The following is a 22,887-nucleotide window of genomic DNA, read 5'->3' as shown; positions in this document are numbered from 1 at the left end:
CGCTGTCAGCCCGCCGACCGCTCCCGGCTCTCGTCCCGGGCAGGGTTCCCGGTCGGCGCGGACGCCGCCACGGCGGCCGACCCCGGCCGGAGGGTGACGATGCGCGCCGCCTCGGCAGCGACGTCGTCGAGGGGTTCTCCCTGCCGGGCAGCGTCGCGCACCCGCACGATGCCGCGGTGGAGCAGCACCCCGGCGAGCCGCCGCAGGGACTTCTCGTGGGCGCGGACGTCGGCCTCGCTGGAGAACGTCGACGCGGAGCGCGCCACCTCGGCGTCGACCTCGCTCTCGATGCGCTGACGCAGGGCGACGATCACGCGGTCCGCGGCGCGCATGGCCTCACGGTCCTCGAAGTCGCGCACCGCGTCGCTGACGATCCCGCGGGCGAGGCGCACCGGCTCGGAGCTCGTCGAGGGGGCGTGCGCACGCACGGTCCCCAGGTCCATGAGGAGCACGTGGTCGATGTCACCCACCCGCGGGTCGACGTCACGGTGCAGGGCGAGGTCGAGGATGACGAGGGGGCGCTCCGGCATCTCGTCACCGGCGCGCTCCGCGGCCCGCTCGCGGGCGGTGACCACGGCCGCGGTCTGGAGGATGTAGTCGAGGGCGGACGGCTCGGCGTCGTCGGCGGCCGGCCCCTCGGTGGTGGCGTCCACGAGGGCGCGCCGCGTGCCGGCGCCGCTGCAGGACACGACCAGGTCGGCCGACCCCAGGGCGTCCACGAGGTCCGTGACGGGCTCGATCCCGCGCGCGACGGCGAACTGCTCGGCGCGCCCGGACGCCGAGTACACGGAGATGTCGGTGCAGCCGCGGGCGCGCAGCGCGGCGACGGTCGCCCCCGCGTACGCCCCGGTCCCGACGACGACGACGCCTGCCTGGCGCCACGGCGGGAGGCTCGCCTCGGCGAGGTCCAGGCCCACCGAGACGACGGAACGCCCGTCGGCGCCCAGGTGGGTCTCGTGACCCACGCGCTTGGAGGTGCGCGACGCCCGCTGGAAGAGCCGCTCGAGGCGGGCGCTCGTGGTCCGGGCGTCGTGCGCGGAGTCGAGGGCGCGCCTCACCTGCCCGGAGATCTCGCGCTCCCCGACCACCATGGAGTCGAGGCCGGAGGCGACGGAGAAGAGGTGCTCGGCGACGGCGGTCCCGCTGCGGACCGTGAAGGCGGAGCGGGCGACGTCCGGGCGCACGCCGGACGCGTCGGCGATGAGGCGGGCGATCTCGTCGGCCGCGTGCTGGAGCTCGCGCTCGGTCACGGCCGGGCGGGGCGCGGGGGGTTCGGCGACGTCGAGGTACACCTCGAACCGGTTGCACGTCGCGAGCACGACGGCACCGGTGATCATCTCGCAAGCCTGCACGGCCGAGGTGCCCATCGAGTGCGCGCCGGTGGACAGCTGCTCGAGCGCCTCGAGGTCGAGCTCGTGGTGGCTTGCAGTCATCGACATGAGAACCACAGCGGTTCGATTTAATCATTCAGCCCCGGGAAAGGCAGAATCGACCGTGTGAATCTTCCCAGCAGCCACCCGCTCGTCGACGGTCGCACCACCGACGCACCGCTCGTCCGCGCATTTCGGGGCGAGCGCCCCGAGATCACGCCGATCTGGTTCATGCGACAGGCCGGCAGGTCCCTCCCCGAGTACCGGGAGGCGCGCCGCGGGACGGGCATGCTCGAGTCCTGCCTGACCCCCTCGCTTGCGAGCGAGATCACACTCCAGCCCGTCCGCCGGCACAAGGTCGACGCGGCGATCTTCTTCTCGGACATCGTCGTGCCGCTGCGCCTGGCGGGCGTGGACGTCGACATCGCGGCCGGTGTGGGGCCCGTCCTCGGAGAGGCCGTGCGCACCCCGGAGCAGGTGGACCGGCTCGTCGAGCGCGAGCTCACCGACGAGGCGATGGCCCCGGTGCTCGAGGCCGTGGCGCTCACGGTCGCCGAGCTGGGCGGCACGCCGCTCATCGGTTTCGCCGGTGCACCCTTCACGCTCGCGGCGTACATGGTCGAGGGGCGCCCGTCGCGCGACCACCTCGCAGCGCGGACCATGATGCACGCGGACCCCGAGTCGTGGGCCCGGTTGACCACCTGGGCGGCGGACGTGAGCGGCCGGTTCCTCCGTGGGCAGGCCCTCGCCGGGGCGAGCGCCACCCAGCTGTTCGACTCCTGGGCGGGCAGCCTGGGGCTCGCGGACTACGTCACGCACGTCGCACCGTCGTCGGCACGCGCGCTCACGCACGTCGCGGACCTGCCGGTCTCCGTCGTCCACTTCGGGACGGGCACGGGGCACCTCCTGGGCGCCATGCGCGACGTCGGGGCGGACGTCATGGGCGTCGACTACCGGACGCCCCTCGACGAGGCGAACGCCGTCCTCGGTGGGCGCGCACCGCTCCAGGGGAACGTCGACCCGGCGCTCCTCGGCGCGCCGTGGCCGGTCCTCGAGGCGCACGTGCGCGACGTGGTGGAGCGCGGCCGGTCCGCTCCGGCGCACGTGGTGAACCTCGGGCACGGGGTGCCGCCGGAGACGGACCCCGACGTCCTCACGCGGGTCGTCGAGCTCGTCCACTCCCTCTGAGAGGCCGGACGGTGACCGAGCACGCGGAGCACGGGGCGGGGCGACCGGGAGGCACGGACGACGTGGACGACGTGGACGTCGTCGTCGTGGGGGCCGGAGTCGCGGGCCTCACGGTGGCGCACTCCCTCGCCGGGCGGCGCCCGCTGGTCCTCGAGGCGTCGCCGGTGCCGGGCGGCTACCTCGCGCCGGGCGAGCTCGCCGGTGTGCCGGTCGATGTGGGCGCGGAGTCGTACGCCGTGCGGAGCACGGCGGTCGCGGAGCTCGTCGCCGAGCTGGGGCTGGAGCCGGTGACGCCGAGCAGCCTGTCGGCGTGGGGCTACGTGCCGGACCGCAGCGGCATGGGCGGCCGAGGCGGTGCAGGCCGGGCGTTCCCGCTACCGGGCACGGGGGTCCTCGGCATCCCGGGCCTGCCGTGGGCCGCGGACACGCGTCGGGCCATCGGCGTGCTCGGTGCCCTGCGGGCGAGCCTCGACACCGTCCTCCCCGCGAGCAGGGTGGACACCTCGGACCTCGCGGCGTTCGTCCGCTCGCGCCTGGGCCGTCGCGTCCTGGACCGGCTGGTGACGCCCGTCGCGGGCGGTGTGCACTCGTCGGACCCGGCGCTGCTGTCGGTGGACTCGGTGGCGCCCGGTCTGCGCGCCGCCTACGAGCGCACGGGGTCGCTCACCGCTGCTGTGCGCTCGTTGCGCGCGCAGGCTCCGGCGGGTTCCGCCGTCCGCGGGATCGCGGGCGGGCTGCACGGCCTCGTGTCGGCGCTTGCGCGGTCCGTCGTGGAGCAGGGCGGCGAGGTCCGGCTGTCGACGCCGGTGGAACGGGTGGAGCGCGACGGCGTGGGCTGGGTGGTGCGCACCGCGGACGGGTCGCAGGTGCGGGCGCGGGCCGTCGTGGTCGCCACGACGGGGCGTGCCGCCACCCGCCTGCTCGACGGCCTCGTGGACGTCGAGGGCGCAGAGCCAGCCCGGGGCACGGACATCCGGCTGGTGACGCTGCTGCTGCGGACACCGGCGCTCGACGCGGCCCCGCGAGGCACGGGGCTGCTGGTCGCGCCCGGCTCCGGTGTGGGCGCCAAGGCGTCGACCCACGCGACGGCCAAGTGGCCGTGGCTGCGCCAGATCGTCACGGACACGCTCGGGGCGGACGCCCACGTGGTGCGCCTGAGCTACGGGCGCGGCGGGGGCCTCGACGAGGACGACGTGCGGGGCGCGACGGACGACGCTCTCGTGGCCCGTGCGCTGCGCGACGTCGAGGCGCTCTACGGGATCGACGTCGCGGGTCCCGCCGTCGAGGGGTCGGTCGTGACGCGGTGGGACGACGCGCTGCCCCCGCCGACCCCGGCGGTCCGGGAGCGCGCCGCGCGCCTGACCTCGGACGTCGCGGAGGTGCCCGGGCTGGAGGTCACCGGGGCATGGGTCGCGGGCACGGGCCTGGCGGCCGTGGTGCCGCACGCGCGCTCCGTGGCACAGTCCGTGGAAAACGCCCTGAAATAGACATCGGAAATGTCGACCTGTCATTTCGACAACATTCTTGTGCCGTATTCACCCGGTCGATTCTGACCGCTTGTCAGAACCGCTTGTGACGGGGCACACCTTTCGACGAAACGGGCATCCGGGGAGCACACTGGACCTGTGACCAGAAGCCCTTTGCGCGTCGGCACGCGCGGCAGCGCCCTCGCCCTCACCCAGACCGGCCTCGTCGCCGACGAGCTCCGCGAGCTCACCGGGCGCGACGTCGAGATCGTCCGCATCCGAACCGAGGGCGACGTGCGCGGAGGATCCCTCAGCCAGATGGGCGGCACGGGTGTGTTCGTCACCGCGCTGCGCGACGCGCTCCTCGAGGACCGGTGCGACGTCGCCGTCCACTCCCTCAAGGACCTGCCCACGGCGGACTTCCCCGGGCTCACCCACGTCACCCCGCTCCGGGAGGACCCCCGCGACGCGCTCTGCGCGCGCGACGGCCTCCGCCTGGCGGACCTCCCCCACGGAGCGAAGGTCGGTACCGGCTCACCCCGGCGCGCCGCGCAGCTCCGGCTCGCCCGCCCCGACCTCGAGATCGTCGACATCCGCGGCAACGTCGACACGCGCCTGGCGCGCATCACCGACGACCTCGACGCCGTCGTGCTCGCCGCCGCAGGCCTCAACCGCCTGGGGCGGTCGGACGCGATCACCGAGCTCATCGACCTCGCCGTCATGGCCCCCGCCCCGGGGCAGGGCGCGCTCGCCGTCGAGTGCCGCGCCGCGGACCTCGAGTCCGACGAGTCGCTCCGTGAGGCGTTCGAGTCCCTCGACGACGCACCGACGCACCTCGCGGTCCTCGCCGAGCGGGCCCTGCTGGCCCGGCTCGAGGCCGGGTGCGCCGCGCCGGTGGGCACGCACGCACGCCTCGTCGACGGGCTCCTCTCGCTCGCCGCCGTGGTCGCGCGGCCCGACGGCAGCGAGCACCTGGTGCACTCCGGGTCCGTCGAGGTCACGGAGACGGCGCACGACGTCGCCCGCGGGCTCGGCGTGGAGGTCGCCGACCACTTCCTCGCGCAGGGCGCGGCCGACTTCGTCTGACGGCCGCATCGAGGACCGTGCGGGCTAGCGGCTGCGGGCCTCGAGCAGGTCGATGAACTCGTCGGCCATCGCGAGGGTCCGGGCGAGCTTCTCCCGACGCTCGCGCGCGGCCTGGACGAACCCCGCGAGGCGGACGTCGAGGTCCTCGCCCTCGGCGGCCGAGCCGTCGACCACGCGCAGGAGGTCGGCCATCTCCTCGAGGCTGAACCCGAGCGGCTTCATGCGCCGCACGAGGAGGAGGCGGTCCACGTCGCCCTCGGTGTACAGGCGGAAGCCGCCCTCGGTCCGCTCCGAGGGCCGGACGAGCTCCACGTCGTCGTAGTGGCGCAGCGTCCGCAGGGACAGCCCGGTGCGCTCCGCGACGGCGCCGATGTGCATGGTCGCGCGGTCCTCGTGCGGTGCAGGCGCGGTGTCGCTCGGCGGGGCGGCGGTCGTGGGGCTCGCGTTCATCCCGCAACCCTACCCTCACGTTAGGGTAGGGTCTGACGTGTTGCGCCGTCAGATCGTGCTGCGACACACCAGCCTCCGCGCCTGCGTGACACCTCGCGCCGCGCGACCCGACCTTGCACATGCCCGCCGTCCCGGAGACCAGGACGCGGGCCGACCGAACGGACACCCATGTCGTCACCCGACGCCGCCCCCACGCCCGCCCCCACACCCAGGCCCGTCGCACCGCCGGAGGCCGACGAGGTCCACTCCGTCATGGCCGCGCTCCGCTCCCCCAGGCGCCTCAAGGTCGAGGTCCTCGCCGGCCTCGTCGTCGCCCTGGCGCTCATCCCCGAGGCCATCGCCTTCTCGATCATCGCCGGCGTGGACCCCCGCCTCGGGCTCTTCGCGTCCTTCACGATGGCCGTGTCCATCGCGTTCCTCGGCGGGCGGCCCGCCATGATCTCGGCCGCGACCGGCGCCGTCGCGCTCGTCGTCGCGCCCGTGGTGCGCGACCACGGCGTCGAGTACCTCATCGCCACCGTCATCCTCGCCGGGGTGCTCCAGGTGGTCCTCGGGGTCGTCGGCATCGCCAAGCTCATGCGCTTCATCCCGCGCTCCGTGATGGTCGGGTTCGTCAATGCCCTCGCCATCCTCATCTTCACGTCGCAGATCCCGCACATGGTCGACGTGCCCTGGGTCGTGTACCCGCTCATCGCCGCAGGGATCGCGATCATGGTGTTCATGCCGCGCCTCACGAAGGTGGTTCCGGCACCGCTCGTCGCCATCGTCCTCCTCACGATCGTGACCGTGGCCGCCGCGATCGCCGTCCCCACCGTCGGCGACGAGGGCGAGCTCCCCGACAGCCTGCCCGCCCTGTTCCTCCCCGACGTGCCCCTGAACCTCGAGACCCTCCAGATCATCGCGCCCTATGCGCTGGCCATGGCGCTCGTGGGCATCCTCGAGTCGCTCCTCACCGCCAAGCTCGTCGACGACGTCACCGACACCCACTCGAACAAGACCCGCGAGTCGTGGGGCCAGGGCGTCGCGAACATCATCACCGGGTTCTTCGGTGGCATGGGCGGCTGCGCGATGATCGGTCAGACGATGATCAACGTCAAGGCCTCGGGCGCCCGCACCCGCATCTCCACGTTCCTCGCCGGCGTGTTCCTGCTCGTCCTCGTGGTCGGGCTCGGTGACGTCGTCGCGATCATCCCCATGGCCGCCCTCGTCGCCGTGATGATCATGGTCGCCGTCGGCACCTTCGACTGGCACTCGATCCGCCCCGACACCCTCAAGCGGATGCCCAGGAGCGAGACCATCGTCATGCTCGCCACCGTCATCGTCACCGTGTGGACGCACAACCTCGCCATCGGCGTGGGTGTCGGTGTGCTCGTCGCGATGGTGCTCTTCGCCCGCCGTGTCGCGCACCTCACCGAGGTGACCCGCCTCGACGCCACCGACGACGGCGAGCGCGTCTACGCCGTGACCGGCGCCCTGTTCTTCGCGTCGTCCAACGACCTCTTCACCCAGTTCGACTACGCGGGCGACCCGCAGAACATCGTCATCGACCTCTCCGGCGCGACCATCTGGGACGCGTCCACCGTCGCGACCCTCGACGCCATCACCACCAAGTACCACCGCAAGGGCAAGAACGTCACCATCGTGGGCCTCGACGCCACCAGCGCCGAGCGCCACGAGCGTCTCGCCGGGAAGCTCGGCGGCGGGCACTGACCTACGGCGAGGCGACGGCGGGGCCGTGAACGGTGATCTCGATGCCGCCCCCCACGAGCATGTCCACCCGAGCACACCCGGCGTCCGGGTCGGCGATCACGACAGGCGGGCCCGCCCAGTCCTCGTCGATGACCTCGAGGGCACGCGCCACGACCTGCTCGGCCTCGGCGAGGCCGACACACTGCTCAGAGATCCCCTCCCGGAGCGCGTCTCGCAGGACAACGGCTTTCGGCTCCTCCCACAGCACGTCCGGGTCCTCGATGCCCACCGTGATCGTCACGAGGGAGAGCTCGTGGTCCAGATACCCCCGCGCGCACGGGCCCGGGACGTCGGCGGGGACGGGGGCTCGGGTCACGACGTCCCACCCGGTCAGTCCGAGCCTCTCGAGATCAGCACGAGCCGCGGCCACGGCCTCCTCCTCGGGCATGCACCGAGAGCGCGTCCCGTCGACCACGTCGTAGGTGGTCAGCTCGAGCTCGTGCATCGCCGCATCATCCTCCGCCGCCGCCGGAGGGAAGACCGTGGCACCGTCGGGCACCTGATCTGCGGGGGCGACGTAGATCCGCCCTCCTGCACCGGCCCGGAAGGCGACCGGGTCCTCGATCGGCGGTAGGCCGCTCTGCGCCTGGTACCACTGGCAGTCGGCGACGACGTCGCCGGTACGCGCGACGCCATCCGTCTCCGGGACCGGCTCCCCCCGGGGTTCCGCCGCCCATTCGGTCAGGCACGTCGGAGCGTCACCGTCACCGCCGGTGAATCGAGCCTGGTTCGCCGCGTAGGTCGCGTAGGCGGCACCTCCACCGACCAAGGCTAGGGCCACGACCCCTGACACGACCGCTCTCCGCGGCCCCCGGCGGCGTGCAGCCTGCCCTCCCCCGGGCCGCGCAGTCCCGAGGATCTGCTCACGAAGGTCACTACCAGGCACACCGGTCGTCCCGAGGTCCACCCCCCGCAGCGGGTCCGCCGCGCGCAACCGGGCCATGACGTCGTCGTTCCTCATCGTGACTCCTCCGCGCCGAGGCGGGCAGCAGCCCGCATGTCCATGACCGAACCAGGTACCGCGGTGCGCTCCCGCCGCTCAGGGCGCAAGCCCGCGGCATCCGTGGGGCGAGGCAGCTCCTCCGCATCCGCGAGCACCCTCATCTGCTCGAGGAGGCGTCGTCGCGCCCGGTGCAGGCGCACGCGCACCGTGGCACGCGGGACATCGAGGACCACGGCGATCTCGTCGCGGGCCAGCTCATCCCAGGCGACGAGGCGCAGGATCTCCTGGTCGTCCGCCCTCAACCGGGACATGGCCATCTCCACCGGCGAGGTGTCGGGCCGCGGTGGGACCACGTCGGGCAGCGTCTCGCGGAGCCTGTCGGCGAGCGCGGTGCGCCTCAGGTCACCCCGGTAGAGGTTGGCGAGGACCCGCCGGGCGACGCCGAAGAGCCAGGGTCGGGCGTCGTCGCCCGTGGGCATCTCGTCGAGGCGTCGCCAGGCGACGAGGAAGGTCTCGGCGACCACGTCGGCGGCGTCCGCCGGGGCGGAGACACGACGCAGGGCGTAGGCGAGGAGGGGGTGGTAGGTGCGTTCGAAGAGTGCGGTGAACCGCTCGTCCGGTGAGTTCACGGTGGCCTTTCGTGTGAGGTCCGTCATCCCACACATGTCCGTGACCCCGCGGAGCGTTACACCTGCCCGTGCATCTGCGCTCGCCCTCGGCGCAGGCCCACCTCGTAGGCCGTGAACACCACGAGGGTGAGGGCGAGGAGGGGGAGCACGAACCACGCCATGGCGGTGGTGAACCCGTCGAGGGCGTCGTGCTCGGTGGCGGCGAGGACCACGAACGCCGTGTACGCGACGTAGAGGAGGAGGAAGACGCCCCCCTCCCAGCGGGCGATCGCGAACCCGGTGAACGCCACGGGCAGGAGAGCGACGGACGCCGCGAGCATGAGGGGGATGTCGAGGGCGACGGCGGCGTCGGGCACGGGGATGCCGTCACCGGCGAGGATCGCCGGGAGGCCCAGGACGAGTCCGATGTTGAAGATGTTGCTGCCCACGATGTTCCCCACGGCCATGTCGCGCTCGCCGCGGCGCACCGCGATGATCGAGGTCGCGAGCTCGGGCAGCGACGTGCCGATGGCGACGACGGTGAGACCCACCACGAGGCTGCTCACCCCGAACCCGGTGGCGATGCTCACCGCCCCGTCCACGAGCCACGTGGCCCCGAGGACGAGGAGCCCCACGCCCACCACGAGGAACGCGACGGACCGCAGCACAGGTGCCGGCGGGTCGTCGTCCCCGGCGTCGTCGGTCGCGACGTCACCGGCGCCTCCCGTGACGGGGATGGGGGCCGCGGTGCGTCGGCGGCCCACCACGATCGTCAGGACGGTGTAGGCGACCACGGCCGCGAGGAGCACGACCCCGTCGAGGGTGCTGATCCCCCCGTCGAGGGCCATGACGAGCAGCAGGACGGACAGCCCCACCATGACGGGGATGTCGAACCGCACCACCTGCCGGGTGACGAGCAAGGGCACCACGAGCGCGGAGAGACCGAGGATCAGCAGGACGTTCGCGATGTTGGACCCGACGACGTTCCCGACCGCCAGCCCCGACTCCTCGGAGAAGACCGCTCCCACGCTCACCGCGAGCTCGGGGGCGGACGTCGCCGCGGACACCACGGTGAGCCCGACCACGAGCGCCGAGATCCCGGCACGGCGCGCGAGGGACGACGCACCCCGCACGAGCAGCTCGCCACCGCCCACGAGCAGGACGAGACCGGCCACGATGCGTGCGACGTCGAGGAGATCCATGCGACGAGTATGCCTGCGCCGTCGACGACGGGCAGGTCAGCCGCGGTTGCCGTCCAGGTCGTCCGCCGCGAGGCGCTCGTAGTGCTCCGTGAGGGTGTCGACGACCCGGCTCAGCGCGAGCGTGATCCCCACGGCGGCCCCCGGCTCCCTCGACGGGTCGACGCGGACCCGCCCGACGGTCGTTTCGAGGTCGTCGACCGCGCGGCGGGCGGCGTCGTACGCGTCGGCGTCACCGTCCAAGCGGTCCGCGGCCTCGACGGCCCGTGCCACGTCACGGAAGGTGCGCGCCGTGACGGTGCGCAGGTCACCGTCGAGGGGGTCCGAGCGCAGCCGCGACCGCTCGGACTCGACGACGAGCCCGGTGAGCTCGGCGACCCGATGGGTCAGGTCGACGAACAGCCGGGACTGCCGGGACTGGTGTGCCCGCCACGCCGCGTGCCGCCGGGCCGCCCAGTTCGCCTCGGCAGCCTCCGTCGCGCGGGCGACCGCGTCGTCGACCTGCCGGGCGACCGTCACGAGGTCGTGCTGGTGCCCGAGCCACTCGTCGGGGCCCGGTCTCTCCTCGGCGACGAGGGCGTCACCCAGGTCGTCGAGCTGTGCCACGACGGCCTTGCGCAGGTCGTGGAGTGCGAACGTCGCAGGTGTCAGCGGCAGGGGCGGCTTCACCGCGTTGACGAGGATCCCGATGACGGCGCCCACGAACGTCAGTCCGATGTACGCACCGGTGTACCCGACGGGGTCGGCGTCCCCGACGATGAGGACGAACAGCGCGGAGGTCGGCACCCAGCTGCCCAGGCCGCCGAGGACACGCAGCCCGGACAGGGCGACTCCGACGAGGACGACGAGCGCCAGCGACGGGAGGGTCCACGGCACGAGGAGGTCGACGACCTGGGCGACGGCGGCACCGAGGAGGATCGCCCCGACGGCCTGCGCGGACTCACGGGCGGACGACGCCAGGGTGACGGAGGTGGCGACCACAGCCCCGAGCGGCGCGTAGTAGGGGTAGGCGGACCACGGTTCGGGGACGAGCAGGGCGACGGGGAACGCGATGACGGCGGCGACCGTGGCCCGCACGGCCAGACCCCAGCGGGGGTGGCGGTTCCACGTGGTGCGGGCGGTGGCGACGGCGCGGCGCAGCGTCGCGCGCCGGGTCGTGGCGTCGGTGTCCCGCGGTCTGTCCGAGTCGTTCACCCGCATACCTTCCCCCGTGGCCGTGGCCCCCGCGACCGGAGGGTGGAGACCGGCCGACCAGGGCGTGCCCCCTGGGGTGGGCGATGCCCGGCTCGGGTTCAGCCCTCGGGTGGACGAGTCGCTGAGCAGCGCCGACGTACCGTGAGGTCATGCCGGCCGACCGTTCCTCCTCCCGTCCCGCCCGACTCCCTCGGGGAGGCGGGCCCCGGCGGCGCCCCGTCCTCCGTCGGGTCCTCATCGGGTTGGGCGGCGCCCTGGTGGTCGTCGTCGCGGGCGGTGCGTGGGCGGTGCACGCCTACGGCCCGAGGTTCGGTCTGTACCTCGTCCCGCCGTCACCCCAGCGGTACGCGGAGGTGGCGCTGGACGTCCTGGAGTCCGGGTACGACGCCCACGGCCCGGCGTGGGAGGCGGAGCGCGCACGGGTGGTGGCCGCCGCGGAGGGCGCGTCGGACTATGCGGACCTCCACGGGGTCCTCGCGGAGGCGACGTCTCTCGCCGGGGGCAAGCACTCGTCCTTCCTCACCCCGGAGGAGACGACGGCGTCCGAGCAGGGCGCCACCAGCGCTTTCGTCGAGCCGACCGTCACGACGCAGGACGGGGTGACGACGGTGACCGTCCCCGAGGTGGGGAGCGTGTCGGAGGAGCTGCAGCAGAGGTACGCGGACGTCCTCGCCCGGGGGATCGCTGAGGCCGCACCGGGCACGTGCGGTTGGGTGGTGGACCTGCGGGGCAACACCGGGGGCACCATGTACCCGATGCTCTCGGGGGTGTCCCCGCTGCTGCCCGTCGGCCCGGCGATGTCCTTCCGGTCACGGACCGGAGACGGCGTCGAGGTCACCGTGCAGGACGACGGGGCAGGGGTCGGCGGCCGCACCACGGTCGTGATCGAGGCCGTGCCGAAGGTCTCCGGGCAGCCGGTGGCCGTCCTCCAGGACGGGCGGACCGCGTCGAGCGGCGAGGCCGTGCTCACGGCGTTCCGTGGTCTCGACGGAGTCGAGTCCTTCGGGGCGGACAGCGCCGGGTACACGTCGGCGAACTCGGTGCGACGCCTCTACGACGGTGCGCAGATCGTCCTCACGCAGAGCACCTACGTGGACCGGGACGGCGTCGACCTCGCGGAGGAACCGGTCGCGGCGGACCACCCGACCACGCCGGAGGACGCGCCGGACGCGGCACGGGCGTGGCTCGTGGAGCAGGGGTGTGGGACCGCCTGACCGACGGCCGGGCTCGGGCGCGGCCTCGACGGGGACGTCAGCCGGCGAAGGGCAGCACGGGCCTGCCCGGTACGTCCACACGGACGCGGAACACTGCACCCGCCTCCGGCTCGGGGTCGTCGAGGTTCTCCCTGGACGTGGTGATGTACAGGTCGCGCAGGTCGTCGCCGCCGAGCGTGCAGGCCGTGACGAGGTGCGCGGGCAGGCGGATCTCGGTGAGGACCTCGCCGTCGGGCGAGCAGCAGCGGACGATGCCCGCGTGGTTGCGGGCGATCCACACGTTGCCCGCCGAGTCGACGGTGAGACCGTCCGGGTGCGCGTCGTCGTCGGTGACGAACGGCCTGCGGCCGGTGAGCTCGCCGTCGACGACGTCGAAGACGTCCGTGCGGCGGGTCTGCGTGTCGTTGTAGTAGGCGAGCGACCCGTCCGGGGAGAAGTCGATTCCGTTGGAGACCGTGACGTCGTCGAGGACGACGCGCACCTTCCCGTCGGGCGTCACCCGGTAGAGGGCCGCCGCGCCGACCGTCTGGTCGTAACCCATGGAGCCGGCGTAGAGGTTGCCGTCGGGGTCGCAGCCGCCCTCGTTCATGCGGACCGACGTGTCGGTCCACAGCTCCGTCCACGGGGTGGGCTCGCCGTGGGGGTCGTCGGCGAGCGCGATGCCCCGCTCGGTGCCCACGACGTAGCCGCCCTGGACGCGGGGCCGCACGAACGCGGCGACGTCGCCGACGTGGAGGCGGTCGACGGTGCCGTCGGCGCGGAGGGTGAGGAGGTCGCCGGCGAGCATGTCGACCCAGCGCAGCCCGCCCCAGGTGGGCGACCAGACGGGGCCCTCCGCGTGGTAGGCGAGGGGTTCGGTGATCTGCTCGACGTCGCTCATGCGTCCTCCGGCGGGAAGGGGGTGGGTGCGTCCCTCACGGTATCGCCGGGGGCGCGGCCGCGCAGGCGGTCGCGACCATGGCCGTGACGGTGGCGCGCAGGACGGCACGGGGGTCGGCGGCGTCACCGTCGCCGAGGACGGCGCGGGAGAGGCCGGGGAGGACGGACCAGGCGGCGGCGAGGGTGGTGATGGTGAGGAGCACCCCGCGGGCCTCGGTGTCGGTGAGGCAGGGTTCGACGACGCGGAGGCGGTCCACCTGCTCCTGGCAGGTGTGCGAGCGCCGGGCGACCTCGGCGGCGGCGCCGTCGCGCTCGAGGCCTTCCCAGAAGAGGAGCCGGGGCAGGTGGGGGTGGGTGGCGTAGAAGTCGAGGACGGCGACCGCGTGGTCGGCGAGCCCGTCGGTCCCGGTGCCGGTGGCGGGGACGGCGGTGACGAGGGCGTCGAGCTCGACGGCGAGGACGTGGTCGAAGAGCTTCTCCTTGCTGCCGAAGTACCGGTAGAGGCGTTCCTTGTTGGTGCCTGCGCGGGCGGCGATGCTGTCGACGCGGCTGCCGGCGAGGCCGCGGGCGGCGAACTCCTCGACGGCGGCCTCGAGGATGACCCTGCGGGTGCGCTCGGTGTCCCATGCCATGGGACCACGTTACCAACCGGATGGTTGCGGTCTGCTGCCGACCGGGCGTAGGGTCCGAGCAATTACAACTAGACGGTTGGAGATTGGCATGACGCAACGCATCGTGGTCCTCGGCGGTTCCGGGGCCGTCGGGTCCGCCGTCGTCGGCGAGCTGCGCCGCCTCGGGCACGACGCCGTGACGGTCGGGCGCGACCCGGCCCGCGCGGACGTGGCCGTGGACGTCGTCCGCGATCCCGACGGGTGGCGCGACGCCCTCGACGGCGCCGACGCCGTGGTCAACGCGTCGGGCCTCGAGGAGGTGCGGGTCGCCGCCGTGGCGCACGCCCGCGGGGTGCCCTTCGTCGACATCAGTGCCACCGGTGGCTACCTGGAGGTGCTCCGCGCGGGCCTCACCACGGGCGGGACGCCGGGCGTCCTCGTCACGGACGTCGGGATCGCCCCCGGCGTCTCGAACGTCCTCGCCGCCGAGGTCCACCGTCGTTCACCCGGGCCGGTGGACGTCGGGGTGGTCCTCGGCGCGGGCGAGCACCACGGGAAGGCCGCGACGAGGTGGACGTTCGACATGCTCGGCCGGTCGTTCGTCGACCCCGCCACAGGGCGGCGGGTCCGCAACTACACGGGCGCCCGGACGTTCGAGGTCGCCGGGACACGGCACCACCTGGTCCGCGCCGACTTCGCGGACCAGCACACCATGACGCGCGAGCTCGGCAGCCCCGTCCGCACCTACTTCGGGCTCGACGACCCCGCGGCCACCCGGACGCTGACCTTCGCCACGTGGTCCCCGGCGCACGTCGCGTCGCGCACCTCGCACCCGTGAGCGGCGGCGAGGACTGGGTCGTGTTCGCGCAGGCCGCCGGCGCGACGCTCGTCGCCTCCGGTGTCACGCAGTCCCTCGCGACGGGGCGCGTCACGGCGGCCGTCGCCCTGCGCGCCACCGCCCTCCCACCCGGGGCGCACGGCATGCACGACGTCCTCACGCTCGACGACCTGCGCACCGTCCCGGGTCTCAGCCTCGCGGAGGAGACGGACGGCTGAGACTCAGGCGCTCGGCGACGCCGAGCCTGCAAGGGTCGGTCTACCCGGGGTCGCCCCAGTGCGCGTTGAGGCGGTCTACCGCCTCGTCCTTCGTCATCTCGGCGATCTCGGCGTCGTCGAGCCCGACGAGGCGCTTGAGCTGCACGACGACCCCCAGCGGGATCGCTGCGACCGGGGGCTCGGTCACTCGGACGTCACGCGCGGGGACCTCGCCGTCCTGGACGCAGCGCCAGAACTCGTCCGACGTGACGCAGAGCTGGTCTCGGAGGATCGCGGACCACATGCTCGCGCCGTATGTAGACGAGTCGACGGGCTTGCTGATCCGGGTGCGCAGCACCCTGCCGTCGGTCAGAGGGAGCTCGTACGTCCGATGGTGGGCGACAGGTCGACCCGTAGCACCTCGGACCAGCTCCCACCCCTCGACGGTGCAGAACGTGTCATGGTCATCGCGTGTCGGGGCAGGACGCCTGCTCATGCGAGACGAGTCATCCACGTCCGCAGCTGCTCGTCGGTCGAGAGGTCGACGAGCTGGACGAATCCCCAGTTCTCCTCGTGGTTGGGAGCGGCACGCAGACGAGCGTTCCAGTCCTCCGCATATTCCCGCGACGCAGCGACGAGGTCATCGATGACAGCGTCGACCGTCGCCCCCGATGCGGTCAACGGCACGCCAGGGAGGAAGGCTGACCACTCCCCTTCCTCGTGCACCACGACGGGGAGCACGTCGACGAGCCTCTCCAGGGCAGCACGGAGGCGTCGAGCGTCGACGACGGCGACCTGCTGGTCCTCGCGCTGCACCGTGGCGGTACGGCCGTCGACCGCAGCGTCCAACAGGTCGCGAAAGTGGCTGCGCCCTTGCGCCGCCGTCGGGAACCGCAGAGCGGTCGGCACCGGATGGATGGTGGACACGTCGACCTCCAGATGTACGTGATGTACAGAGCGTACATGGTGCACAGGCTCGTCCTCAGCGAGCGTGATGCGCTTCGTCCGACTTCCGTGCTGGCACCGCGACCACGTGGGCCGTGCGGTCGGGCCGTGCGAAGAACGCGACCGTCACCGCGCCGACGACGGCCACGGCGGCGGGCAGGAGGAGCGCCTGGGACATGGCGGCCGCGAACCCGTCGTGCAGCGCCGCGGGCAGCTGGCCACCACCCTGCGCGTCGTCCACGGAGGTGCCGGCGCCGAGCTCGGCGGCGAGCCGCGCCTGGATGAGCGCCGCCACCGCGGCGGACCCCAGGACGGACCCGACCTGCCGCGTCGTGTTGAACACCCCCGACCCGGCGCCGGCCTGCGCCGGGGGCAGGTTGCGGGTCGCGGTGCTCGACACGGGCGACCACGTGCACGCGTTCGCGACGCCGAGGACGGCGCTCGGCAGGAGCAGGCGCCACCACTGGGACTCGTCGGGCACGAGCCACACGGAGTACCAGACGAGGGACGTGGCCATGAGGACGAGGCCCGTGACGGCGATGTCGCGCGGGTTCACGCGGTCGACGAGCTTGCCCACGACGGGCGCCAGGACCATGGACAGCACCGCCATGGGCACGAGCATGAGCGCGGAGCGGGTCGGGGAGAACCCGAGGACCAGCTGGTAGTAGAAGACCAGGGGCAGCGACAGGCTCGTCACCGTGAAGCCGACGGCCGTGATGGCACCGTTGGCGAGCGAGAAGTTGCGGTCGTGGAACAGGCCGAGCGGCAGGAGCGGCTCGGCGCGGGTCCGCGCCTGGTGGACGACGAACACGGTGAGGACCACCGCGCCGGAGACGATGACGGCCCACACGGGCACGACGCCCTCGATGCTCCCCCAGTCGTACGTCTGCCCCTCCTGGATGCCGAACACGAGGAGCACCATGCCCACGGCGCTCAGCGCGACACCGACACCGTCGATGCGCCGCGCCGACGTCGGCAGCGTGGGCACCAGCCGCCAGGCGAGGACGAACGCCACGACCCCGACGGGCACGTTGACGAAGAAGATCCACTCCCAGCCGAGGCCGTCGACGAGGACCCCACCGAGGAGGGGGCCCACGAGCGTCGCGACGCCCGCCACGGCACCCCACAGACCCATGGCCTTGCCGCGCCCGTCGGGCGGGAACACCCGCGTGATGACGGCCATGGTCTGCGGGGTCATCATCGCGGCGCCGAGGCCCTGGACCACACGCGCGCCGACGAGCGCCTCCACGGACGACGACAGGCCGCACGCCGCGGACGCGAGCGTGAACACGGTGAGGCCCACGAGGTACACGGGCTTGGGCCCGTACCGATCACCGAGGCGCCCGGTGACGAGGAGCGGCGCCGCGTACGCGAGGAGGTACGCGCTCGTCACCCAGATGACGGCGTTGATGTCGGTCCCCAGGCCACGCATGATGCTGGGGTTGGCGACGGACACGATGGTCGTGTCGACGAGGATCATGAAGAACCCGACGACGAGCGCCCAGAGTGCCGCCCAGGGGCGTGCGACGGTGGTGTTCATGTGCCGGCGACACTACCTGTAGTACACGGCCAGCGGCCTGCCGTGGTGCTCGAGGACGTCCACGGGCGTGCGGAACACCTCGGTGAGGACCTCGGAGGTGATGACCTCCGACGGTGGGCCCGCGAGGTGCACCCCGCCGTCGACCATCATGACGACGTGGTCGGCGTACGCGGCCGCGAAGTTCACGTCGTGGATGACGATGACGACGGTGCGGCCGAGCTCGTCGGCGGCCCTCCGCAGCTGCTTCATCATGGACACCGCGTGCCGCACGTCGAGGTTGTTCAACGGTTCGTCGAGGAGCAGGTAGTCGGTGTCCTGCGCGAGGACCATCGCCACGTAGGCGCGCTGGCGCTGCCCGCCGGAGAGCTCGTCGAGGAACCGCGCCGCGAGGGGCGCGAGGTCGAGGAACTCGAGTGCGTCGTCGACCTTCGCGTGGTCCTCCGCGGTGAGACGCCCGCCGGAGTGGGGGAACCGGCCGAAGGACACGAGCTGGCGGACGGTGAGGCGGGTGACGAAGTGGTTCTCCTGGCGCAGCACCGCGAGGACCTTCGCGAGGTCCTTGGAGCGCGCCGTCACGACGTCGAGCCCCCCGACGTGGACCTGGCCGGTGTCGGGGTCGAGGAGGCGGCCGACGACGGTGAGCATCGTGGACTTCCCCGCACCGTTGGGCCCCACGAGGGCGGTGATGCCGCCCCGGGGGATGTCGAGGTCGACGGGGCCCAGGGCCCGCACGGACCCGTAGGACTTGGAGACGTCGGCGAGGCGGATCACCGCAGGCCCTTCCGCAGGAGGTGGACGAGGAAAATGAGACCGCCGACGAGCTCGATGATCACGGTGACCAGGCCGGCGGCGTAGAAGACGTGGCGGAGGACGAAGTACGCGCCGAGCAGGGCGCACGTGCCGACGAGCGCGGCGAGCGGCAGCAGCCGGGCGTGCGTCGCGGCCCCGGCGACCTGGTAGGTGAGGGTCGCGACGACGAACCCGAAGAACGTCATGGGACCGACCATGGTCGTCGACACGGACACGAGGAGCGCCACGAGGACGAGGAGCAGGAGCACCTCGCGCCGGTGGTTCAGCCCGAGGTTGGTGGAGACGTCGCGCCCGAGGGCCACGACGTCGAGCACGTGCCGGCGCCGCCACAGGACGGCCCCGACGGCGACGCACACTGCGGCCGCCCACGGCAGGTACGACGCGTCGGACCCGCTGATGTTGCCGAAGAGGCGTGCGGAGAGGACGTCGAACTCGCTGGGGGTGAGCATGCGCTGCATGAACGTGGACACGGACGCGAAGCCCATCCCGAGGACCACGCCCACGAGGAGCAGGACATGGAGGTCGGCGCGGCGTCCCGAGAACAACCACCCGTAGAGGAGCGTCGCGAAGCCCACCATGAGGACCGTCTGGACGGCCACGGCCCCAAGGCCGCCGGTGGCTGCCACGGCGGTGCCGCCGAGGACGAACACGAGGGACGTCTGCATGAGGCGGTAGAGGGCGTCGAACCCGAGGATCGACGGGGTGAGGATGCGGTTCCCGGTGGCGGTGTGGAAGATCACCGTGCCCACGCCGTGGCAGAACGCGACGACGACGATGGTCGCCACGGACTCGAGGCGCATCGTGACGATGGTGCGGAACCCCGCGGACCCCACGGGCAGGCGGTTGTCGTAGAGGACGGTCGCGAGGACCAGGGCGATGACGAGGACGCCGCCGGCCACCCACCCGACGGTCGTACGCGAAGGGCGCCACCCGGTCCGCACCCCGGCGGTGGCGGGCGCCGCCTTCACCGCTGCGGGTGCGAGGCCGGCCCCGGCCCGCTCAGCCACGACGCCTCGACCCGAGCACGAGCGACACGAACACGGCCGCCCCGACGATCCCCAGCACCATGGACGCCGGGATCTCGAACGGCATGCGCACGGTCCGCCCCACGAGGTCGCACACGATGACGAGGCCCGCTCCCCCGAGGCACACCCAGGGGATGTTCGAGCGGAGGTCGTCACCGCGCAGCATGGACACGACGTTGGGGACCACGAGGCCGAGGAACGGCAGGAAGCCGACGACGACCGTGGTGACCCCGGTGGCGACGGCCACGAGCGCCGTCCCGCCGAGCAGCACCGTCTCGTAGCTCACGCCCAGGCCGGTGGCGACGTCCTTCCCGAGGCCGGCGACCATGAGCCGGTCGGCGACGACGTAGACGACCACGACGATGACGGCCACCACCCACAGGACCTCGTAGCGGCCGCGCACCACGCTCGTGAAGCTGCCCATGAACCACGTGCCGAGCATCTGCAGGTGGTCGGTCGACACCGCCACGTACGTGGTGAACGAGCTCACGACCGCACCCATCATGATGCCGACGAGGGGCACCACGAGGGTCGAGCGCACGGCGACGCGGCGCAGGAACGCGAGGAAGACCATGGTCCCGACGAACGCCGACGCGCTGGCGAGGAGCATGCGGACGGTGAGGCTCGCGTCGGGCAGGAGGATCACGGAGGCGAGGAGCCCGAGGGCGGCCCACTCGGTGGTGCCGCTCGTCGTGGGCTCCACGAAGCGGTTCTGGGTGAGCATCTGCATGACGAGCCCGCTGAGGGACATGGCCACGCCGGCGAGGACGAGCGCGGCGGTCCGCGGGACGCGCGTGATGAAGAACATCTCCGTCCCCCGTTCCCCGCCGACGACGTCGTAGACGCCGACGGCGAGCGAGAGGAGCACGAGGCCCACGACGAGCATGGTCGCGGCGGGCAGGGCGGCCCGCGCCGCCCACGACCGCCGCCGCACGGGTGCGGCGGGTGCGGCGGTCGTCGGGGTGTCGGCCGTGGTGGTGGTGGCCGGGGCGTGCGTGGTCATGCGGGCGTCAGGACGCCTGGGCGAACGCCTGAGCGATCTGCTCGTAGAGCGCCGTGTACGCCTGGATGTCCTCGGTGAGGTAGAAGCTCGGGTCGAGGTAGATCACCTGGTCCTCGACGACGGCCGTCACGGACGACAGGGCCTCGGAACCGGAGATGAGCTCGGCCGCGGGGCTGTACCCGCCCTCCTCGGACACGGCACCGTCCCGGTCGAGGACGATGATCCAGTCGGGGTTCGCGGCGGCGATGGCCTCGACGCTGATGTCGTCGCCGTGGGAGACGTCCTCGGCCTCCTGCTCGATGGCGGGGGTGAGGCCGAGCGTCGGGAAGAGCATCCCGATGCTGCGGCCGGTCACGGGCGCGCTGTACGCGATCTCCCCGCCGGACGTGATGAGGCCGACGACGGTCTCGCTGTCGTCGTAGGCGTCGCTCGCGGAGGTGACCGCGGCGTCGAAGGCCTCGACGAGCGCCGCGGCGTCGTCCTCGCGGTCGAAGACCTTCCCGAGGATCTCGATCTGCCGGACGAGCTCGTCGGAGGCGTCCTCGCCCTCGCGGGGCGCGATCTCGATGACGGTGGCGTCGGGGTTCTGGGCCTTGATGTCCTCGTAGGAGTCGCTGAAGCGGTACCCGCCGATGACGAGGTCGGGCTGGGCCTCGATGATCGCCTCGAGGTTCGGCTCGCGGTGGCTGCCGACGTCGAGGACGGAGTCCTCGAGGTACTCCGGCCACAGGTCTCCCATGATCGGCTTGGGCGCGGCTTCGAGGTCGACGTCCCAGGCGCTGAGCGTCTCGAAGACGTGGTTGTCCAGGGCGACCACGCGCTCCGGGTTCACAGGCACCTCGACCGTCCCGTGGTTGTCCTCGATCTCGACCGTGCCGGCGGCGGGGTCGGACGCTCCGGTGGCCCCGTCGGACGTCGCGTCCGCGTCCGCGCTGCAGGCGGCGAGCGCGAGGGTGGCGGTGGTGAGGAGAACGAGGGCGCCGGACCGGCGACCTGACTGCACGCGCATGGGTGACTCCGTGGATCGATGGGAGAGGTGGACCTTTGCAAGGTGATCCTTACAAAGGCAAGCCTCACCTTAGACCATGCCTGCCGTGCTGCGGACCAGGGGTTCGCTGCGCGCGACATCTTGCGGCCCTCCCGAGAGGATGGGTGCCGTGACAGACACCCCTTCCTCCCTGCACCTGGGCCCCGACGTCGGACCCGACGACGCCCGGCCCGCCCTCGCCGCAGCCCTCCCGGTGGGCCGCTGGGTCGACTCCGTGGCCGCGCACGCCCCGTTCCCGAGCATGGTGCACCTGCTCGACGCGGCCGCCGCCGCGGGCGACGGCCTCACCCCCGCCGAGGTCGACGAGGCGCTCGTCGGGCACCCGCGGCTACGGAGCACCGGGACGGGCGGGCCCGTCGCCGAGGAGCTGGAGCGGGCCTGCGCCACCTACGAAGAACGGTTCGGCCGGGTGTTCCTCGTCCGGACCGCGGGACGGTCCGGAGAGGAGATCCTCGCCGAGCTGCACCGCCGGCTGGGCCTCGACCCGGACACCGAGGCCGCCCACGTCGCCGAGCAGCTCCGGGAGAACGCCCTGGTCCGCCTCGGGCAGATGTGGGAGGAGCCGGGGTCCCCGGCGGCCCTGGCCCGCCAGGAGGCGCGAGCCGAGCAGCCGCGGTCCCCGACGGACCACGGACCGTGTGCCCTGACCACACGCGTGCTCGACACCGCGCTGGGCACGCCCGGCGTGGGCGTCCCGGTACGGCTCGACGAGCGCACCACCGAGGTGGACGGCACCGCTGCGTGGCGCCCGCTCGGGCGGACGGTCACCGGTGACGACGGGACCGCCGTGCTCGGGCCCGAGCGCCTCGACGCCGGGGTCTACCGGCTCACGCTCGACACCGACACCTACTTCGCGGCGACCGGTCGCACCAGCGGGTACCCGGAGGTCACGGTGACCTTCCGGGTGGACGACGCCACGTCGCGGTACGACGTCCCCGTGCTGCTCGCCCCGTTCGGGTACTCGACCCACCGAGCCTTCTGATGGGGACGGTCGTGGCGCTCCTGCGCGCCGTGAACGTGGGCGGGACGGGGAGGCTCGCCATGGCCGACCTCCGGACCCTGTGCACCCGGCTCGGGTACGAGGACGTGCGGACGTACATCCAGAGCGGCAACCTCGTGCTGCGCACCGACGACCCGCCGGCGACCGTGCGCCAGGACCTCGAGACCGCGCTCCGGGAGCACCTCGGTGCGCCCGTCGACGTCGTCGTGCGGACCGGCAACGAGCTGCGGGCGCTCGCCGACGCGATCCCGTTCCCCGACGCGGACGGCGCCAGGGTCTCGGTGCTCGTCGGCAACGACCCGGTCCCCAGGGCCGACGTCGAGGCCGTCGTCTCACCCGACGGCGAGGAGGTCGTGTGCGGCGAGCGCGAGGTGTACGTCCACTACCCGAACGGCATGGGCCGGTCCCGGCTGCGTCTCCCGAGCACGCTGGGGGTGGTCACGGCACGGAACATGAACACGATCCGCCGCCTGGTGGGCATGGTCGACGACCTCGCTGCGGGCACGCCCGCCCACGGCTAGGGT

The 22,887-nt window shown here is 72.9% G+C and carries 24 protein-coding genes; 9 read left to right on the top strand and 15 right to left on the bottom strand.

Annotated elements, in window-relative coordinates:
- Positions 1-5 precede the first annotated feature (5 nt).
- Positions 6-1,439, bottom strand: coding sequence for a glutamyl-tRNA reductase (locus JAV76_RS11825; protein WP_268922556.1), 1,434 nt, complete (start codon positions 1,437-1,439; stop codon positions 6-8).
- 57 nt (positions 1,440-1,496) lie between these two features.
- On the opposite strand from JAV76_RS11825, the gene hemE reads away from it, so the two are divergent.
- The 3 genes from hemE (at position 1,497) to hemC (ending at position 5,110) form a co-directional block, all read left to right on the top strand.
- Positions 1,497-2,558: a uroporphyrinogen decarboxylase gene (gene hemE / locus JAV76_RS11820; RefSeq protein WP_198734260.1), complete on the top strand. Its 1,062-nt coding sequence runs from the start codon at positions 1,497-1,499 to the stop codon at positions 2,556-2,558.
- A gap of 11 nt (positions 2,559-2,569) precedes the next feature.
- The gene (hemG, locus tag JAV76_RS11815; protein WP_307844184.1) at positions 2,570-4,045 is read left to right on the top strand and encodes a protoporphyrinogen oxidase; all 1,476 of its coding nucleotides are present in this window, start codon (positions 2,570-2,572) and stop codon (positions 4,043-4,045) included.
- Between the two features lie 138 nt (positions 4,046-4,183).
- A complete protein-coding gene (gene hemC / locus JAV76_RS11810; protein WP_198734259.1) occupies positions 4,184-5,110 on the top strand; it encodes a hydroxymethylbilane synthase in 927 nt (308 codons plus the stop codon).
- A gap of 24 nt (positions 5,111-5,134) precedes the next feature.
- Here hemC and JAV76_RS11805 read toward each other — a convergent pair whose 3' ends face one another.
- Positions 5,135-5,488, bottom strand: coding sequence for a MerR family transcriptional regulator (locus tag JAV76_RS11805; RefSeq protein ID WP_230402231.1), 354 nt, complete (start codon positions 5,486-5,488; stop codon positions 5,135-5,137).
- A 240-nt stretch (positions 5,489-5,728) separates the two neighbouring features.
- On the opposite strand from JAV76_RS11805, the gene JAV76_RS11800 reads away from it, so the two are divergent.
- Positions 5,729-7,270 carry a SulP family inorganic anion transporter gene (locus tag JAV76_RS11800; RefSeq protein ID WP_198734257.1) on the top strand — a complete coding sequence of 514 codons (1,542 nt, stop codon included), beginning with the start codon at positions 5,729-5,731 and terminating at the stop codon, positions 7,268-7,270.
- A gap of 1 nt (position 7,271) precedes the next feature.
- Here the strand turns inward: JAV76_RS11800 and JAV76_RS11795 are convergent, their stop codons facing one another.
- Genes JAV76_RS11795 through JAV76_RS11780 form a run of 4 tightly spaced genes read right to left on the bottom strand, consistent with a single transcriptional unit; the run spans position 7,272 to position 11,253 of the window.
- Positions 7,272-8,270: a hypothetical protein gene (locus JAV76_RS11795; protein ID WP_198734256.1), complete on the bottom strand. Its 999-nt coding sequence runs from the start codon at positions 8,268-8,270 to the stop codon at positions 7,272-7,274.
- Positions 8,267-8,881, bottom strand: coding sequence for an RNA polymerase sigma factor (locus tag JAV76_RS11790; protein ID WP_307844183.1), 615 nt, complete (start codon positions 8,879-8,881; stop codon positions 8,267-8,269). The genes JAV76_RS11795 and JAV76_RS11790 overlap by 4 nt, the downstream gene beginning before the upstream one ends.
- Positions 8,882-8,937: 56 nt before the next feature.
- Positions 8,938-10,062: a calcium/sodium antiporter gene (locus JAV76_RS11785; RefSeq protein WP_198734254.1), complete on the bottom strand. Its 1,125-nt coding sequence runs from the start codon at positions 10,060-10,062 to the stop codon at positions 8,938-8,940.
- A gap of 36 nt (positions 10,063-10,098) precedes the next feature.
- Positions 10,099-11,253 (bottom strand): FUSC family protein, encoded by a 1,155-nt coding sequence (locus JAV76_RS11780; RefSeq protein WP_198734253.1) that lies wholly within the window; start codon positions 11,251-11,253, stop codon positions 10,099-10,101.
- Between the two features lie 149 nt (positions 11,254-11,402).
- On the opposite strand from JAV76_RS11780, the gene JAV76_RS11775 reads away from it, so the two are divergent.
- Positions 11,403-12,467, top strand: coding sequence for a S41 family peptidase (locus tag JAV76_RS11775; RefSeq protein ID WP_198734252.1), 1,065 nt, complete (start codon positions 11,403-11,405; stop codon positions 12,465-12,467).
- 37 nt (positions 12,468-12,504) lie between these two features.
- On the opposite strand, the gene JAV76_RS11770 is transcribed toward JAV76_RS11775, so the two are convergent.
- Together JAV76_RS11770 and JAV76_RS11765 are read right to left on the bottom strand one after the other, a co-directional pair.
- Entirely contained in the window at positions 12,505-13,347 is an 843-nt protein-coding gene (locus tag JAV76_RS11770) for an SMP-30/gluconolactonase/LRE family protein (protein ID WP_198734251.1), read from the bottom strand.
- A gap of 34 nt (positions 13,348-13,381) precedes the next feature.
- The gene (locus JAV76_RS11765; protein ID WP_198734250.1) at positions 13,382-13,978 is read right to left on the bottom strand and encodes a TetR/AcrR family transcriptional regulator; all 597 of its coding nucleotides are present in this window, start codon (positions 13,976-13,978) and stop codon (positions 13,382-13,384) included.
- An 88-nt stretch (positions 13,979-14,066) separates the two neighbouring features.
- Here JAV76_RS11765 and JAV76_RS11760 point away from each other — a divergent pair, with 88 nt between their 5' ends.
- Positions 14,067-14,795, top strand: coding sequence for an NAD-dependent epimerase/dehydratase family protein (locus JAV76_RS11760; protein WP_198734249.1), 729 nt, complete (start codon positions 14,067-14,069; stop codon positions 14,793-14,795).
- Positions 14,792-15,013, top strand: coding sequence for a hypothetical protein (locus JAV76_RS11755; protein ID WP_198734248.1), 222 nt, complete (start codon positions 14,792-14,794; stop codon positions 15,011-15,013). The genes JAV76_RS11760 and JAV76_RS11755 overlap by 4 nt, the downstream gene beginning before the upstream one ends.
- 40 nt (positions 15,014-15,053) lie before the next feature.
- Here JAV76_RS11755 and JAV76_RS11750 read toward each other — a convergent pair whose 3' ends face one another.
- The 7 genes from JAV76_RS11750 to JAV76_RS11720 all read right to left on the bottom strand — a co-directional run bounded on the left by JAV76_RS11750 (position 15,054) and on the right by JAV76_RS11720 (position 21,324).
- Positions 15,054-15,350 (bottom strand): hypothetical protein, encoded by a 297-nt coding sequence (locus JAV76_RS11750; RefSeq protein ID WP_198734247.1) that lies wholly within the window; start codon positions 15,348-15,350, stop codon positions 15,054-15,056.
- 134 nt (positions 15,351-15,484) lie between these two features.
- Complete coding sequence (locus JAV76_RS11745; protein ID WP_198734246.1) at positions 15,485-15,901, bottom strand: hypothetical protein; 417 nt, start codon at positions 15,899-15,901, stop codon at positions 15,485-15,487.
- 73 nt (positions 15,902-15,974) lie between these two features.
- The gene (locus JAV76_RS11740; RefSeq protein WP_198734245.1) at positions 15,975-17,477 is read right to left on the bottom strand and encodes a DHA2 family efflux MFS transporter permease subunit; all 1,503 of its coding nucleotides are present in this window, start codon (positions 17,475-17,477) and stop codon (positions 15,975-15,977) included.
- 12 nt (positions 17,478-17,489) lie between these two features.
- Positions 17,490-18,248, bottom strand: coding sequence for an iron ABC transporter ATP-binding protein (locus JAV76_RS11735; RefSeq protein ID WP_198734244.1), 759 nt, complete (start codon positions 18,246-18,248; stop codon positions 17,490-17,492).
- The gene (locus JAV76_RS11730) at positions 18,245-19,294 is read right to left on the bottom strand and encodes an iron chelate uptake ABC transporter family permease subunit (protein ID WP_307844182.1); all 1,050 of its coding nucleotides are present in this window, start codon (positions 19,292-19,294) and stop codon (positions 18,245-18,247) included. Before JAV76_RS11730 ends, JAV76_RS11735 begins: the two co-directional genes overlap by 4 nt.
- Positions 19,287-20,315 carry an iron chelate uptake ABC transporter family permease subunit gene (locus JAV76_RS11725; RefSeq protein WP_198734243.1) on the bottom strand — a complete coding sequence of 343 codons (1,029 nt, stop codon included), beginning with the start codon at positions 20,313-20,315 and terminating at the stop codon, positions 19,287-19,289. The genes JAV76_RS11730 and JAV76_RS11725 overlap by 8 nt, the downstream gene beginning before the upstream one ends.
- A 7-nt stretch (positions 20,316-20,322) precedes the next feature.
- Positions 20,323-21,324 carry a siderophore ABC transporter substrate-binding protein gene (locus JAV76_RS11720; RefSeq protein WP_198734242.1) on the bottom strand — a complete coding sequence of 334 codons (1,002 nt, stop codon included), beginning with the start codon at positions 21,322-21,324 and terminating at the stop codon, positions 20,323-20,325.
- A 148-nt stretch (positions 21,325-21,472) separates the two neighbouring features.
- Between JAV76_RS11720 and JAV76_RS11715 the strand changes: the two genes are divergently transcribed.
- Complete coding sequence (locus JAV76_RS11715) at positions 21,473-22,345, top strand: hydroxyisourate hydrolase (RefSeq protein ID WP_198734241.1); 873 nt, start codon at positions 21,473-21,475, stop codon at positions 22,343-22,345.
- The gene (locus JAV76_RS11710; protein WP_198734240.1) at positions 22,345-22,884 is read left to right on the top strand and encodes a DUF1697 domain-containing protein; all 540 of its coding nucleotides are present in this window, start codon (positions 22,345-22,347) and stop codon (positions 22,882-22,884) included. The genes JAV76_RS11715 and JAV76_RS11710 overlap by 1 nt, the downstream gene beginning before the upstream one ends.
- Positions 22,885-22,887 lie beyond the last annotated feature (3 nt).

The sequence above is a fragment of the Sanguibacter suaedae genome (assembly GCF_016342785.1).
Lineage (GTDB): Bacteria > Actinomycetota > Actinomycetes > Actinomycetales > Cellulomonadaceae > Sanguibacter > Sanguibacter suaedae.
This window is presented reverse-complemented; position numbering and strand designations above follow the sequence as displayed.